The organism is Bradyrhizobium sp. CER78, from assembly GCF_029846235.1.
Classification (GTDB): domain Bacteria; phylum Pseudomonadota; class Alphaproteobacteria; order Rhizobiales; family Xanthobacteraceae; genus Bradyrhizobium.
On the sequence record NZ_JARVWP010000020.1, the window covers coordinates 128,570 to 142,242 of the forward strand.

The following is a 13,673-nucleotide window of genomic DNA, read 5'->3' on the forward strand; positions in this document are numbered from 1 at the left end:
CATCGCCCCCACCTTGCAATCCAGCTTGAAGAATAGTTCTTGCTATGGCCATGACCGTTGACCTGCCCGCGCTGGAACAGACGGCCGCGCCGCGTGCGGCGCCGGCGCGGTGGTCGCGCTTTGCGCGGCCGGCGCTCGGACTTCTGGTGCCGGTGGTGTGTGCGCTCGGCTGGGAACTGGTGGTTTATCTCGGCTATTCCAACGGGCGCCTGGTGCCGCCGCCGTCAAAGGTGTTTCAGACCATCGTGGAGCTCGCCAAAAGCGGCGAGTTGTCGCGGCACATCCTGGCGACGTTGTGGCGCGTCGGTGCGGGCTTTGCGCTCGGCGTCATCGCCGGCACCATCATGGGAGCGATCTCGGGCTATTGGGATTTCGCCAAGCGGCTGCTTGATCCGACGGTGCAGGCCTTGCGCGCGATCCCCTCGCTCGCCTGGGTGCCGCTGTTCGTGCTCTGGCTCGGCATCTTCGAGACCTCGAAGGTCGCGCTGATCGCGGTCGGGGTGTTCTTTCCGATCTATCTCGGTGTGATGGGCGCGATCCTATCGGTCGATCGCAAGATCGTCGAGGTCGGGCGCGTGTTCCGCCTGTCCGGCCCGGCCATGATCCGCCGCATCCTGTTGCCCGCCGTGCTGCCGGCCTATGTGGTGGCGCTGCGGGTCGGGCTTGGCCTGGGGTGGATGTTCGTGGTCGCGGCCGAACTGATCGGCGCTTCCGAAGGCCTCGGCTATCTGCTGCTCGACGGCCAGCAGCTCGGCAAGCCGGCACAGATCCTCGCCGCGATCGTGATCTTCGCGATCCTCGGCAAGCTGACCGACTGGCTGATCGAGGTCGCCGCCGCGCCGCTGCTGCGCTGGCAGGACGCGTTCGGCGCGCGGGGAGGGCAGTGATGCTCGCACTCAAGGACGTCGGCAAGACCTATCCGAACGGCGTCCACGCGCTGGAGCGCTTTTCGGCGGAGATTGCGCCCGGGGAGATCATCGCCATTATCGGCGGCTCCGGTTGCGGCAAGTCGACGCTGCTGCGCGCCATCGCCGGCCTCGATCGCGCCAGCACCGGCAGCGTGACGCTCGACAATGCCGTCATCACCTCGCCGCACGCCAAGATCGGCATCATCTTCCAGGAGCCGCGGCTGCTGCCCTGGCTCAGCGTCGCCGACAATATCGGCTTCGGTCTCGCCGACTTGCCGGCCGATGCGAGGGGCGAGCGGGTCGCATCGGCGCTGGCCCGCGTCGGCCTCACTGATAAGGCCTCAGCCTGGCCGCGCGAGCTCTCCGGCGGGCAGGCGCAGCGGGTTGCGATCGCCCGCGCGCTGGTGCCGCAGCCGGAAGTGCTGCTGCTCGATGAGCCGTTCTCGGCGCTCGATGCCTTCACGCGGCGGGATTTGCAGGACCATCTGCTCGATCTTTGGGCCGACACAAGGCCGACCCTGATCCTGGTCACCCATGACGTCGACGAGGCCGTGGTGCTTGCCGACCGCGTGCTGGTGATGCGGCCGCGGCCGGGCCGGCTGTTCGAAGAGATCACCATCAACCTGGCGCGGCCGCGCGATCGCAAATCGGGACTGTTCGATAGCTTCAAGCGCCGCGTGCTGACCGCGCTCGACCGCTCGCTGGACCGTTCGGTGCGTGACGTCACGGACAAATCCAGCGCCGGCGAGGCGATGTGGTGGTGACATCCGCGCGTTAAGGCCTTACACCGGCATAAAGAAAAACAGCCGGGAGCAGAACCATGGACTCCGCCGAACTCCGCGCAATGCAGGCTCCGATCAAGGAGCGTTACAAGACCGACCCGCAGGCCGCCGTGATCACGTTGAAGGCCAAGGGTACGATCGACAGCGAAAGCCTCTCCTGCAAGGTCGAAACGGGCCGCGCGCTCGCGGTCGCCGGCCTGCATCCCGCCACCGGCGGCTCCGGGCTCGAACTCTGCTCCGGCGACATGCTGCTGGAGGCGCTGGTCGCCTGCGCCGGCGTCACGCTGAAATCGGTCGCGACCGCCGTCGAGGTGCCGCTCAAGGTCGGCAACGTGTTCGCCGAGGGCGATCTCGATTTCCGCGGCACGCTCGGTGTCGACAAGGAGGCCCCGGTCGGCTTCCGCGAGATCCGCCTCCGCTTCGACGTCGGCACCGACGCGCCGCAGGACAAGCTCGATCTGCTGCTGAAACTCACCGAGCGCTATTGCGTGGTCTATCAGACCATCAAGAACGGCCCGAAGGTGACCGTGTCGATGCAGCGGGTCTAAGCGGTTTTAACCGGTGTCGTCCCGGCGAAAGCCGGGACCCATACGCCGTGTCTTCTCGGTTCAAGCCGCGCTGTTCGACGGCTTTCGTTCCTCACGCCCAGTCGTGGTTATGGATCCCGGCCTTCGCCGGGATGACGCAGAATGTCCCCCGAACTCCACTTCATCCTGCTCCTCGTGCTGCGCATGGCGGTTGCGGCCGCGTTCGTGGTCAGCGCATCCATCATCACGGAGCGGTCGGGGCCGGTGATCGGCGCGCTGATCGCTACGCTACCGATCTCGGCGGGGCCGTCCTACACCTTCCTCGCGCTCGACCATGACGCCGCCTTCATCGCCGAGGGCGCGCTGTCGAGCCTGCCGGTCAATGCGGCGACGATCTTCATGGGCCTCACTTACGCCGTGCTGGCGCAGCGCTTCAGCATGTGGATTAGCGCGGGAAGCGCGATCGCGTTGTGGCTGGTGCTGGGCACCATCATCCGCCAGTTCGCCTGGACGCTGGCCGGCGGGCTGATCCTCAATGCGATTGCCTTCGCGATCTGCATTCCGCTGCTCAAGCCGTATCGGCACGTCGCCAAGATGCCGCTGATCGCGCGGCGCTGGTACGACATTCCACTACGCGCCGCACTGGTCGCGAGCCTGGTCGGCACCGTGGTCACCGCGTCGACCTGGGTCGGGCCGCGCGTCACCGGCGTGATCGCGCTGTTTCCGATCGTGTTCTCCTCGATGATGCTGATCCTGCATCCGCGGATCGGCGGCCCCGCCACCGCCGCCGTGCTCGCCAACAGCGCCTGGGGCCTGCTCGGCTTCGGCCTCGGCATCGCCGTGCTGCATGTCGCGGTGCTGCAATTCGGCTCAGCCGTAGGCCTCTGCTGCGCGCTCGCCACCTGCATCGCCTGGAATCTGGCGCTGTGGCAGATCGGGCGGAGGAAGGCGAAGGCGTAGAGAGAGCGTAGGGTGGGTTAGCGAAGCGTAACCCACCATCTTTCTTGCCGCGACAACGGTGGGTTACGCCTCCGGCTAACCCACCCTACGGCACTGTTACCCCTTCGGCAGCTTCGCCCGCAGCGCATACAGCGCATCCAGCGCCTCGCGCGGCGACATCTCGTCGGGGTGCAGGGCCTTCACCGCTTCCACCAGCAGATCCGCCTCGCTCGGCGGCTTGTCCTCGGCGGCGGCGCGGGAGGGGACGGCGAACAGCGGCAGGTCGTCGGCGAGCGCGCGCGCGGTCTGGCCGCGGTCCTGGGCTTCGAGTTTTGCCAGCACCGATTTGGCGCGCGTGATCACGGCGGGCGGCAGGCCGGCGAGCTTTGCGACCTGGATGCCGTAGGAGCGGTCGGCCGAGCCCGGCAGCACCTCGTGCAGGAATACGACGTCGCCTTGCCATTCCTTGACCCGCACCGTGGCATTGAACATGCGCGGCAGCTTGGCCGAGAGCGCCGTGAGCTCATGATAGTGGGTGGCAAACAGCGTACGGCAGCGATTGCTCTCATGCAGATGCTCGATCGCGGCCCAGGCGATCGACAGGCCGTCGAAGGTCGCCGTGCCACGGCCGATCTCGTCGAGGATGACCAGCGACCGCTCGCTGGCCTGGTTCAGGATCACGGCGGTCTCGACCATCTCGACCATGAAGGTCGAACGGCCGCGCGCCAGATCATCGGCGGCGCCGACGCGTGAGAACAGCCGGTCGACGATGCCGAGCCGTGCGCGCGACGCCGGCACATAGCTGCCAATTTGAGCAAGGAGCGCGATCAGCGCGTTCTGCCGCAGGAAGGTCGACTTACCGGCCATGTTCGGACCGGTGATCAGCCAGAGCTGGCCGGACTTCTGTCCCGGCGCCGGCGACAGATCGCAGGCATTGGCGATGAACGGCTGGCCGTCGCGCTTCAGCGCCTGCTCGACCACCGGATGGCGGCCGCCCTCGATCGCAAAGCCGAGCGAGCCGTCGACATCGGGCCGCACATAATTGTCGTCGATTGCAAGCTTTGCCAGCGACGTCGCGACGTCCAGCATCGCAAAGGCATGCGCGGCGTTGCGGAGATCGTCGCTGGCGGCGAGCGCCATCGTGCTCAGCCGCTCGAAGATCTCGAGCTCGAGATTGAGCGCACGCTCGCCGGCATTGGCGATCTTGGCCTCGGTCTCGCCGAGCTCTGCGGTCGTGAAGCGGACCTGTCCCGCCAGCGTCTGGCGATGGATGAAGGTCGCATTCAGCGGCGGCGCGAACAGCTTGTCGCCGTGCTGCGCGGTGACCTCGACGAAATAGCCCAGCACATTGTTGTGCCGGATCTTCAAGGTCTTGATGCCGGTGTCCTCGGCGTAGCGCGCCTGCATCGCGGCGACGACGAGGCGCGAGGCATCGCGCAGATTGCGGCTTTCGTCGAGCGCGGCTTCATAGCCTTCGCGAACGAATCCGCCGTCGCGCTTGATCAGCGGCAATTGTTCTGACAGTGCGCGGGAGAATTCCCGCGCCAGATCGCGCGACGGACGCTGCAATGCCGCCATCACGGTCGAAACTTCGGCCGGCGGATCGGCGAGCTGTGCGAGCAGATCCAGTGCCTGGTCGGCGGCGAGGATGCCGTCGCGCAGACTGGCGAGATCGCGCGGGCCGCCGCGGCCGACCGAGAGCCGCGCCAGCGCCCGCGACATGTCGGGCGCCGCGCGCAGCACGGTCCTGACGTCCTCGCGTGCCGCGGAGTCTGCAACGAAGGCGGAGACCGCATCGAGCCGCCGCGCGATCACGGCAACATCGGTCAGCGGCGCCGCAAGCCGCTGCGCCAATAGGCGCGAGCCGGCTGCGGTGACGGTGCAGTCGATCGCATCGAGCAGCGAGCCGCGGCGCTCGCCGGCCAGTGTGCGCGTCAATTCGAGATTGGCGCGGGTCGCCGGATCGATCGCCATTGTGGTGCCGGCGGCCTCGCGCGCCGGCGGCGACAGCGGCGGGCGTTTGCCGACCTGGGTGCGGTCGATATAGGTGACGGCGGCAGCCGCGGCAGTTGCCTCCAGCCGCGACATCGCGGAGAGGCCGTCCATGGTCGCGACCGCGAAATAGTCGCACAGCCGCCGCTCCGCGGTGGCGCTGTCGAACACGTCGCGGGTCAGCGGCGTCACCGACGGCAGCTCGCGCAAGGTCGGCGCGAGTTCATTGTCGCTATAGAGCCCGTCGGTGACGATCGCCTCGTTCGGATTGATCCGCGCCAAGGTTGCCGCAAGCTCCGCGGTCGCGCACTCCGTCACCATGAATTCGGAGGTCGAGATGTCGATCCAGGCAAGGCCAAGACGATCCGCGCCGGCCGAGCCGCGAGCACGCGCGATCGCGATCAAATAATTGTTGGTGCGGGCGTCGAGCAGCGTGTCTTCGGTCAGCGTGCCCGGCGTTACCAGCCGCACCACGCCGCGGCGGACCACGCTCTTGTTGCCGCGCGCCTTGGCCTCCGCGGGATTTTCGGTCTGCTCGCACACCGCGACGCGATGTCCGGCGCCGATCAGGCGATGCAGATAATCCTCGGAGCGCTCGACCGGAACGCCGCACATCGGGATGTCCATGCCCTGATGCTTGCCGCGCTTGGTCAGCACGATGCCGAGCGTCTTCGAGGCGATTTCGGCATCCTCGAAGAACAGCTCGTAGAAATCGCCCATCCGGTAGAACAGCAGCAGGCCGGGATGGGCGGCCTTGATCTCCAGGTACTGTTCCATCATCGGCGTGACGCGCGAGGTCGCCTCGGCGGGAGTGGCTTCGGGCGGAACGGGAATGGGCTGCTGGATGGTCATCAGAGCGTTTTCGAGAGAAGTGGGCACCGGTTCGCGTGAAGAAAACGCGTCCAAAGAAGAATCTGGAGCCCGGTTCTGATCTCATCAGAACCGCCGGGGCTCCAGATGGCGGAAGCTACAAAATTTCGTCGCGCGGTCCTATCCGCGAAGCCGGGGTTTTCCACCCTGTCCACGGTGCAGTTATGACAGCCCTCACGGTATTGCGTGCGGGGCGCGCAGCCGCGTCAATTGACCTGTCGCGGGCACGCTCCTAAAACTGCCCTCAAGTTCCAGCCGATCCAGCGCCTAAGTCGCGGCATTCAGGGAGAGATTCAATGCGTGATGTGTTCATTTGCGATGCCGTCCGGACCCCGATCGGCCGTTTCGGCGGTTCGCTCGCCAAGGTGCGCGCCGACGATCTCGCCGCGGCGCCGATCAAGGCGCTGATGGCCAAGCACCCGACGCTCAATTGGAACGAGGTCGACGAGGTTTATTTCGGTTGCGCCAACCAGGCCGGCGAAGACAACCGCAACGTCACGCGCATGGCACTTCTGCTCGCCGGCATGCCGGAGTCGGTTCCCGGCCAGACCCTGAACCGGCTCTGCGCTTCCGGCCTCGATGCGGTCGGCGCCGCGGGCCGGGCCATCCGCGCCGGTGAGATCGATTTCGCGATCGCCGGCGGCGTCGAATCGATGACGCGCGCGCCCTTCGTGATGGGCAAGGCTGCGGAAGCCTTCTCGCGCTCGTCCGAGATCTACGACACCACGATCGGCTGGCGCTTCATCAATCCGCTGATGAAGGCGCAGTACGGAGTCGATGCGATGCCGGAGACCGGCGAGAACGTCGCCGAGGAATTCCAGGTGTCGCGCGCCGATCAGGACGCGATGGCGATCCGCTCGCAGCAGCGCGCGGGTGCTGCGATCGCATCGGGCTATTTCGCCGAGGAGATCGTGCCGATCCAGGTGCCCGGCGGCAAGGCCGGCCCCATCACCGTCGACAAGGACGAGCATCCGCGCCCCGAAACCACGCTCGAAGGTCTCGCCAAGCTGAAGCCGATCGTGCGCAATCCGGGCACGGTGACCGCGGGCAATGCGTCTGGTGTCAATGACGGCGCCGCCGCGATGATCCTCGCCTCGGAAGCTGCGGTGAAGAAGCACGGCCTGACCCCGCGCGCAAAGATCCTTGGCCTGGCCTCGGCCGCGGTGCCGCCGCGCATCATGGGCATCGGCCCGGTGCCGGCGACCAAGAAGCTGGTCGAGCGGCTCGGCATCAAGGTGTCGGACTTCGACCTGATCGAGCTCAACGAGGCCTTCGCCTCGCAGGGCATCGCCTGCCTGCGTCAGCTCGGCGTCAAGGAAGATGCCGATTTCGTCAATCCGCATGGCGGCGCAATCGCGCTCGGCCATCCGCTCGGCATGAGCGGCGCGCGGCTGGTTTTGACTGCCGTGCACGGCATGGAGAAGCGGGGCGGGAAGCTTGCCTTGGCAACTATGTGCGTCGGGGTCGGCCAGGGCGTCGCGGTCGCGATCGAAAAGCTGAACTAATCCAATCGCTTGGAAGGGCTGAAAACAGCCCTTCCCCAATTTGGTTATGCACTATAATGATCTGATGTGAGCTCACCGGGCGCGTGAGCCGCGGAGGAATTCGCCATGACCTTGTTGTACCCGCTGCAATCGCTTGCGGCCCATCCGGCGCGGTTGTCGCCGGACTATCGCTCGACGGTGAAGCGTTCACCGCAAAAGCCGCTGATTCCGATGCGGCACACGCTCTCGGAACTGACTGGGCCGGTCTATGGTCATGAGACGGTGCGTCAGCACGACAACGACCTCACCATCCAGGCCAAGGGCGAGCCGCTCGGCGAGCGCATCATCGTGCACGGCCATGTGCTGGATGAGGACGGCCGCGGCGTGCCCAACACGCTGGTCGAGCTGTGGCAGGCCAATGCCTGCGGCCGCTACATCCACGTCGTCGACCAGCATCCCGCGCCGCTCGATCCGAACTTCACCGGTGCCGGCCGGACGCAGAGCGATGCGAGCGGTTACTACAAGTTCATCACCATCAAGCCCGGCGCCTACCCCTGGGGCAATCACCACAACGCCTGGCGGCCCGCGCATATCCACTTCTCGGTGTTCGGGCATTCCTTCGTCTCGCGCCTCGTCACGCAGATGTATTTCCCCGGCGATCCGCTGTTTCCGTTCGATCCGATCTTCAACTCCGTGACCGACGAGAAGGCGCGGGCGCGGATGATCTCCTCGTTCGATCTCGACAACACCAAGCCGGAATGGGCGCTGTGCTACCGCTTCGATATCGTGCTGCGCGGCCGCAACGCCACGCCGATGGAGACCAAGTAAGTGTCGAACCAGCGTCCTGATGGAATCACACCCTCGCAGACCGTCGGTCCCTATTTCAAATACGGCCTGACGCCGAACGGCGAATATGAGTGGAACGACGCCTTCACCAGCAACCTGCTGACCCCTGATACATCCGGCGAGCGCATCCGCATCGAGGGCAAGGTCTATGACGGCGATGGCGCTGTCATCCCGGATTGCATGCTGGAGATCTGGCAGGCCGATGCGCAAGGCCACTTCTCCGATCCGCAGGACAAGCGCGCATTGCCGAACTCGAGCTTCAAGGGTTTTGGCCGTTGCGGCACCGACAAGAGCGGCGGTTATGCGTTCGACACCATCAAGCCCGGTATGGTGCCCGATGCCGACGGCAAGCCGCAGGCGCCGCACATCCTGCTCGCGGTGTTCGCGCGCGGCATGCTGCTGCACCTCTACACGCGAATCTATTTCGACGATGAAGCCGGCAATGCCACTGACTCCACGCTCGCGCTGGTGCCGGCCGATCGCCGCGCGACCCTGATCGCGAAGAAGATAGGCGGCAACGCCTACACCTTCGACGTCCATCTGCAGGGCGATAACGAGACGGTGTTCTTCGACGTCTAGCCGGCGCGGCACGCCAATCCAGCATTGAAGAGACGACCGAAATCCGCTGCGCGCCTTCGCCGCAGCGGATTTCGCTTGACTATGCGCATCTGTTTATATAACAAGTAAGTTATATAAAAGGTACGAGATCAAGCATGGCCAACCTCGACGCCGCCTTCTCTGCGCTCGCTGACCCGACCCGCCGGGCGATTCTGGCGCGTCTCGCGTTGGGCGAAGCGACCGTCATGGAGCTGGTCGAGCCGTTCGAGCTGACCCAGCCCGCGATCTCCCGCCATCTCAAGGTGCTCGAGGGCGCCGGCCTGATCGTGCGGCGCGTCGAGGGCACCAAGCGGCCGTGCCGGCTGGCGCCGACGGCCGTTGCCGAGATCGATCAGTGGCTCGGCATGCTGCGCCGCGCGCTGGAAACCAATTACGACCGGCTGGATGGAGTGCTGGCCGCCATGAAGCCTGAGCAGTGAAAGGTGCCCTATGAGTAAGTTGACGCTGAAGACCGAAGGCGACCGCTATATCGTCGTGACCAGGCGCTTCGTCGCGCCGCCCGAGGCGGTGTATCGCGCGCATACCGAGCCGGAGCTGTTGCAGAAATGGCTGCTCGGTCCTGACGGCTGGACCATGCCGGTCTGCATCAGCGAGCTCAGGCCCGGCGGCAAGATCCGCTACGAGTGGACCGACGGCAAGGGCGGCGGCTTTCATCTGACTGGCGAATATCTCGAACTCGAACCGTTCAGCCGCATCGTGCATGTCGAGCGCATGCATCTGCCCGATCCGACGCCGGACAATCGTGTCGAGACCCGCTTTGCACCTGATGGTGACGGCACCGTGATGACCATGCGGATGACGCTGCCGGATGCCGAGACGCGTGCGGCGATGCTCGCGACCGGCATGGAGCACGGCATGGAAGACAGCTATGCTCGGCTTGACCGCATGAGCTGAGCTCTGTCGATGTGAGGGACAATGCGCGACCGCTTCCTGACCGGTCTGATTGGGTATCCGATCGCGCATTCGGCAGCGCCTGCGATGCACGAGCAGGCCGCCGCCGCGCTCGGCGTTCACGCGCACTACCAGCTCATCGAGGTCAAGAACGCTGGGCGCAACGACCTGCGCGCGATGCTCGAGGGCATCAGGCGGCTCGGCTTTGCCGGCGTCAACGTCACTTTTCCCTACAAGGAAGCGATGATCGACCTGCTCGATGACCTCGCGCCGGATGCCGGCGCGATCGGCGCCGTCAACACCATCGTCGCCCGTGGCGCACGTCTGGTCGGGTACAACACTGATGCATCAGGTTTCGTGCGCGCGATTGCGCCGCTGCTTGCCACCGCACCGCGCGGCCCGATCGCGCTGATCGGCGCCGGCGGCGTCGGCAAGGCCATCGCCTTTGCGCTGGCCATCCTCGGCGTCGGCGAACTGCGCATCTTCGACAGTGACGGCGCCAAGGTCGCGCGGCTGGCCGGCCAGTTGGCCGGCCGTCATGCGGCTCGTGGCGTCGCCAGCGTCGAGGCAGCGCTCGATGGCGCGACTGGTCTCGTCAACGCAACGCCGGTCGGCATGCTGCCGAACCGCGACAGCCCCGTGCAGGACAGCTTGTTGCATCCGTCGATGTGGGTCGCCGACGCCGTCTACACGCCGCTCTGGACGCCGCTGCTCACGGCAGCCAAGGCCAGGGGCGCCAAAGTCCTGACCGGGCGCTATCTCGCGATCTACGCAGCAGCGGACGCATTCGAATTGTTCACGAGCATGATGCCTTCGACGGACGTCATGGCAAATGCGTTCGACGCGGTGATGGCCGCACGCTACTCTCCGCCCGCCTGAAGGGCGGAGACATATAATGACAAAAATCAGGATCGGTCTGGCCGGCTGCGGCTTCGTGTCGGAGCTGCACATGTATGCGTACCGGCGCATCTATGGCGTCGATGTCGAGGTGAGGGCGGTCGCGGCGCGCGGCGATCATGTGGTCGAGTTCGCCCGCAAGCACCAAATCACGAATGCCTATCGCAGCTTCGCCGAGCTCGTTGCCGACCGCGAGCTCGACGTGATCGACATCTGCACGCCGCCGAATCTTCACGCCGCGATGATCGTCGAGGCGATGCAGGCCGGCAAGCATGTGATCTGCGAGAAGCCGTTCAGCGGCTATTTCGGCCGCGACGGCGACAAGGCGCCGATCGGCAGGCACGTGCCGAAGGCGCTGATGTACCAGCGCGTGATGGAGGAGATGGAGACAACGCGCACCGCGATCGAGCAGACCGGCAGGCTGTTCATGTATGCCGAGGACTGGATCTATGCGCCGGCGGTGACCAAGACCGCGGAGATCATCCGCGCGACGCGCGACAAGATCCTGTTCATGAAGGGCGAGGAGAGCCATTCCGGCTCGCATGCGGCGCACGCCGCAGAGTGGTCGATGACCGGCGGCGGCTCGCTGATCCGGATGGGCTGCCATCCCTTATCGGCGGTGCTCTATCTCAAGCAGGTCGAGGCCCGCGCGCGTGGCGAGACCATCAATGTCGTGAGCGTCACCTGCGACGTCGGCAACGTCACCGCCGCCCTCAAGCCGGAGGAGCGCGCCTACATCAAGGCCAATCCGGTCGACGTCGAGGATTGGGGCACGCTGACCGCGACTTTCTCCGATGGCACCAAGGCGACGGTGTTCTCCGGCGACATGATCATGGGCGGCGTGCGCAATCTGATCGAGACCTATACAAGCGGCGGCTCGCTGTTCGCCAACATCACGCCGAACACGCATTTGACGAGCTACCAGACCTCGGAGGAGAAGCTCGCGAGCGTCTACATCACCGAGAAGGTCGACCGCAAAACCGGCTGGCAATATGTCTGCCTCGAGGAGGAATGGACCCGCGGCTATCTGCAGGAGATCCAGGACTTCATGGAATGCGTTGCCACCGGCCGGCAACCGCTCGCCGACCTCGCGCTGGCGTATGAGACGACGAAGGTGAACTACGCCGGCTATTGGGCCGCCGATGAGGGCAGGCGGGTGGTGCTATAGGTTGTCGGCAACAGCGGGATTACTTTCTCGCGTGTGCCACGTCAGATCCGTTATCCTGAGGAGCGCCAACGGGTCCGCGCGAAGCGCGGCCCCGTTGGCGCGTCTCGAAGGATGCCCGGCCCGGCCGGTGGCCGTCGATCCTTCGAGACGCCCGCAAGTGCGGGCTCCTCAGGATGACGGGGATGGTTGCCAACCAGCCGGGACAAGGATCAACCACTAAGCCCCGTACACCGAACCCTTCGGCAACGGGAACACCGGATCCTGCGTCCTTATATTCGTCGGCCACACGACGGTGATGCGCTCGCCGGCGTTCTGCATCACCACTGGCGTCGAGCGCTCGTTCTGGCCGGACATCGGCGTGCCCGGCGGATAGAATTTCACGCCATAGCCCTGGATGGTGCCGCCCGGCGGGATGTCGACGTCGAGCGCCGCCTTGCGGATCGCCTCGGGATCGAAGCCGCCATATTTCTCCTTGGCGACCGGCAGCACGTTGTTGAGCAGGATCCAGGTCTGGTTGAAGCCCATCGAGCAGTGCGGCGGCACTTCGGTGGCGCTGGTCTTCTCGCGGTAGCGCGCAACCATGGTCTTGGTGAGATCGCCGACGCCGGGCGCGAGCTTGGCGGGATCGAGCAGCTGCGCCGGAACGGGATCGATGTTGCAGAAATTGTCGATGTCGGCGCCGAAGGTCGCGCGCAGCTTGTCGAGCTGGCTGTAGCCCGCGCCGGCGCCGAACAGCATCTTGAACTTCAGCCCGCTCTCGCGCGCCTGGCGCAGGAACAGCGTGATGTCGGGGTTGTAGCCGGCATGCGAGATGATATCGGCCTTGGCGCGCTTCAGCTTGGTCACCAGCACCGAGAGGTCGGGCGCGGAGGCCGAATAGCCTTCCTTGAGCACGACCTGCAGCCCGGCCTCCTTCGCGAAGGTCTCATCGGCGGCGGCGACGCCGACACCGTAGGGCCCGTCCTCATGGATCAGCGCCACCTTGACGTCCTTCGGCTCCATGCCGAGCCTGGCCTTGGCGTGCTCGCCGAGGAAGCCGCCGAAGGCCTGGCCGTATTGGTCGGAATGGATCTGCGCGCGGAACACGTATTGCAGGTTCTTGTCCTTGAACACGGCGGTCGAGACCGCGGTGGTGATCCAGAGGATGCGCTTCTGCTGCTCGACCTTGGCGGCGAGCGGCACCGCGTGCGAGCTCGCGAACACGCCGTTGAGGATGTCGACCTTCTCCTGATCGATCAGGCGATTGGCTTCGTTGATCGCGACATCAGGCTTGCTCTGGGAATCGACGTTGACCGGCGCGATCTTGTATTTGCCGCCGACGCCGCCCTTTTCATTGACGAGATCGATCGCGATCTGGGTGCCGATCGAGGAGGCGACCGAGCCGCCGGCGGCGAACGGGCCGGTCAAATCGTAGATCACACCGATCCGGACCGCTCCGGCCTGCGCCTGCGCGCGTGTCCAATCGAAGCTGAAAGCAGCGGCGGCAGCCGCTGAAGTCTTCAGCAGCGTCCTGCGTGAAGTCGGCATCGCGTCCTCCCCTGAAACCGTCAGCTGCGTGACGGGTATTTGTTTTTCGGCGAGTATTGGGAGGGGAGGTTGGAAAGTCAACGCGATTGCGGGGGCGGTGTCTTGCGCTTTCGTCGATGTCAGCCCGCGTCAAAGACTGTCATCGCCCGGCTTGACCGTGCGATCCAGCACGTCGCGGCTTATCGGCTCAAGCACTGCGGTCTCTGGAATACTGGATCGCCCGG

General features: G+C 65.6%; 13 protein-coding genes. 11 read left to right on the top strand and 2 right to left on the bottom strand.

The annotated features are described in order from the left end of the window. Nucleotides 1-50: 50 nt before the first annotated feature. The 4 genes from QDT69_RS31630 (at nt 51) to QDT69_RS31645 (ending at nt 3,177) form a co-directional block, all read left to right on the top strand. Nucleotides 51-887 (top strand): ABC transporter permease, encoded by an 837-nt coding sequence (locus tag QDT69_RS31630; RefSeq protein WP_279710410.1) that lies wholly within the window; start codon nt 51-53, stop codon nt 885-887. Continuing rightward, nucleotides 887-1,672 (top strand): ABC transporter ATP-binding protein, encoded by a 786-nt coding sequence (locus tag QDT69_RS31635; RefSeq protein WP_279710381.1) that lies wholly within the window; start codon nt 887-889, stop codon nt 1,670-1,672. Before QDT69_RS31630 ends, QDT69_RS31635 begins: the two co-directional genes overlap by 1 nt. 56 nt (nt 1,673-1,728) lie before the next feature. Continuing rightward, the gene (locus QDT69_RS31640) at nt 1,729-2,238 is read left to right on the top strand and encodes an OsmC family protein (protein ID WP_279710382.1); all 510 of its coding nucleotides are present in this window, start codon (nt 1,729-1,731) and stop codon (nt 2,236-2,238) included. Between the two features lie 141 nt (nt 2,239-2,379). Further along, a complete protein-coding gene (locus QDT69_RS31645) occupies nt 2,380-3,177 on the top strand; it encodes a hypothetical protein (protein WP_279710384.1) in 798 nt (265 codons plus the stop codon). A gap of 96 nt (nt 3,178-3,273) precedes the next feature. On the opposite strand, the gene mutS is transcribed toward QDT69_RS31645, so the two are convergent. Further along, complete coding sequence (gene mutS, locus QDT69_RS31650; RefSeq protein ID WP_279710385.1) at nt 3,274-6,000, bottom strand: DNA mismatch repair protein MutS; 2,727 nt, start codon at nt 5,998-6,000, stop codon at nt 3,274-3,276. Nucleotides 6,001-6,314: 314 nt separating this feature from the next. Between mutS and pcaF the strand changes: the two genes are divergently transcribed. The 7 genes from pcaF (at nt 6,315) to QDT69_RS31685 (ending at nt 11,922) form a co-directional block, all read left to right on the top strand. After that, entirely contained in the window at nt 6,315-7,523 is a 1,209-nt protein-coding gene (gene pcaF / locus QDT69_RS31655) for a 3-oxoadipyl-CoA thiolase (protein WP_279710386.1), read from the top strand. Nucleotides 7,524-7,628: 105 nt separating this feature from the next. Continuing rightward, nucleotides 7,629-8,330 carry a protocatechuate 3,4-dioxygenase subunit beta gene (pcaH, locus tag QDT69_RS31660; RefSeq protein ID WP_279710387.1) on the top strand — a complete coding sequence of 234 codons (702 nt, stop codon included), beginning with the start codon at nt 7,629-7,631 and terminating at the stop codon, nt 8,328-8,330. Further along, the gene (gene pcaG / locus QDT69_RS31665) at nt 8,331-8,927 is read left to right on the top strand and encodes a protocatechuate 3,4-dioxygenase subunit alpha (RefSeq protein ID WP_279710389.1); all 597 of its coding nucleotides are present in this window, start codon (nt 8,331-8,333) and stop codon (nt 8,925-8,927) included. 134 nt (nt 8,928-9,061) lie between these two features. Continuing rightward, nucleotides 9,062-9,385 carry a metalloregulator ArsR/SmtB family transcription factor gene (locus tag QDT69_RS31670; RefSeq protein ID WP_279710390.1) on the top strand — a complete coding sequence of 108 codons (324 nt, stop codon included), beginning with the start codon at nt 9,062-9,064 and terminating at the stop codon, nt 9,383-9,385. A gap of 10 nt (nt 9,386-9,395) precedes the next feature. After that, the gene (locus QDT69_RS31675; protein ID WP_279710391.1) at nt 9,396-9,860 is read left to right on the top strand and encodes an SRPBCC domain-containing protein; all 465 of its coding nucleotides are present in this window, start codon (nt 9,396-9,398) and stop codon (nt 9,858-9,860) included. Between the two features lie 21 nt (nt 9,861-9,881). Beyond that, on the top strand, nt 9,882-10,736 hold the full coding sequence (locus QDT69_RS31680; RefSeq protein WP_279710392.1) for a shikimate dehydrogenase: 855 nt from the start codon (nt 9,882-9,884) through the stop codon (nt 10,734-10,736). Nucleotides 10,737-10,752: 16 nt separating this feature from the next. Continuing rightward, entirely contained in the window at nt 10,753-11,922 is a 1,170-nt protein-coding gene (locus QDT69_RS31685) for a Gfo/Idh/MocA family oxidoreductase (RefSeq protein ID WP_279710393.1), read from the top strand. Between the two features lie 216 nt (nt 11,923-12,138). Here QDT69_RS31685 and QDT69_RS31690 read toward each other — a convergent pair whose 3' ends face one another. Next, entirely contained in the window at nt 12,139-13,449 is a 1,311-nt protein-coding gene (locus QDT69_RS31690; RefSeq protein ID WP_279710394.1) for an ABC transporter substrate-binding protein, read from the bottom strand. Nucleotides 13,450-13,673: the final 224 nt, after the last annotated feature.

Bases quoted from the DNA above. Each gene is read 5' to 3' on its own strand.
- QDT69_RS31645 (WP_279710384.1), top strand. From the start codon at position 2,380: ATGTCCCCCGAACTCCACTTCATCCTGCTCCTCGTGCTGCGCATGGCG.
- QDT69_RS31680 (WP_279710392.1), top strand. From the start codon at position 9,882: ATGCGCGACCGCTTCCTGACCGGTCTGATTGGGTATCCGATCGCGCAT.
- pcaF (WP_279710386.1), top strand. From the start codon at position 6,315: ATGCGTGATGTGTTCATTTGCGATGCCGTCCGGACCCCGATCGGCCGT.
- QDT69_RS31640 (WP_279710382.1), top strand. From the start codon at position 1,729: ATGGACTCCGCCGAACTCCGCGCAATGCAGGCTCCGATCAAGGAGCGT.
- QDT69_RS31675 (WP_279710391.1), top strand. From the start codon at position 9,396: ATGAGTAAGTTGACGCTGAAGACCGAAGGCGACCGCTATATCGTCGTG.
- QDT69_RS31685 (WP_279710393.1), top strand. From the start codon at position 10,753: ATGACAAAAATCAGGATCGGTCTGGCCGGCTGCGGCTTCGTGTCGGAG.
- QDT69_RS31630 (WP_279710410.1), top strand. From the start codon at position 51: ATGACCGTTGACCTGCCCGCGCTGGAACAGACGGCCGCGCCGCGTGCG.
- pcaH (WP_279710387.1), top strand. From the start codon at position 7,629: ATGACCTTGTTGTACCCGCTGCAATCGCTTGCGGCCCATCCGGCGCGG.
- mutS (WP_279710385.1), bottom strand. From the start codon at position 6,000: ATGACCATCCAGCAGCCCATTCCCGTTCCGCCCGAAGCCACTCCCGCC.
- QDT69_RS31635 (WP_279710381.1), top strand. From the start codon at position 887: ATGCTCGCACTCAAGGACGTCGGCAAGACCTATCCGAACGGCGTCCAC.
- QDT69_RS31690 (WP_279710394.1), bottom strand. From the start codon at position 13,449: ATGCCGACTTCACGCAGGACGCTGCTGAAGACTTCAGCGGCTGCCGCC.
- QDT69_RS31670 (WP_279710390.1), top strand. From the start codon at position 9,062: ATGGCCAACCTCGACGCCGCCTTCTCTGCGCTCGCTGACCCGACCCGC.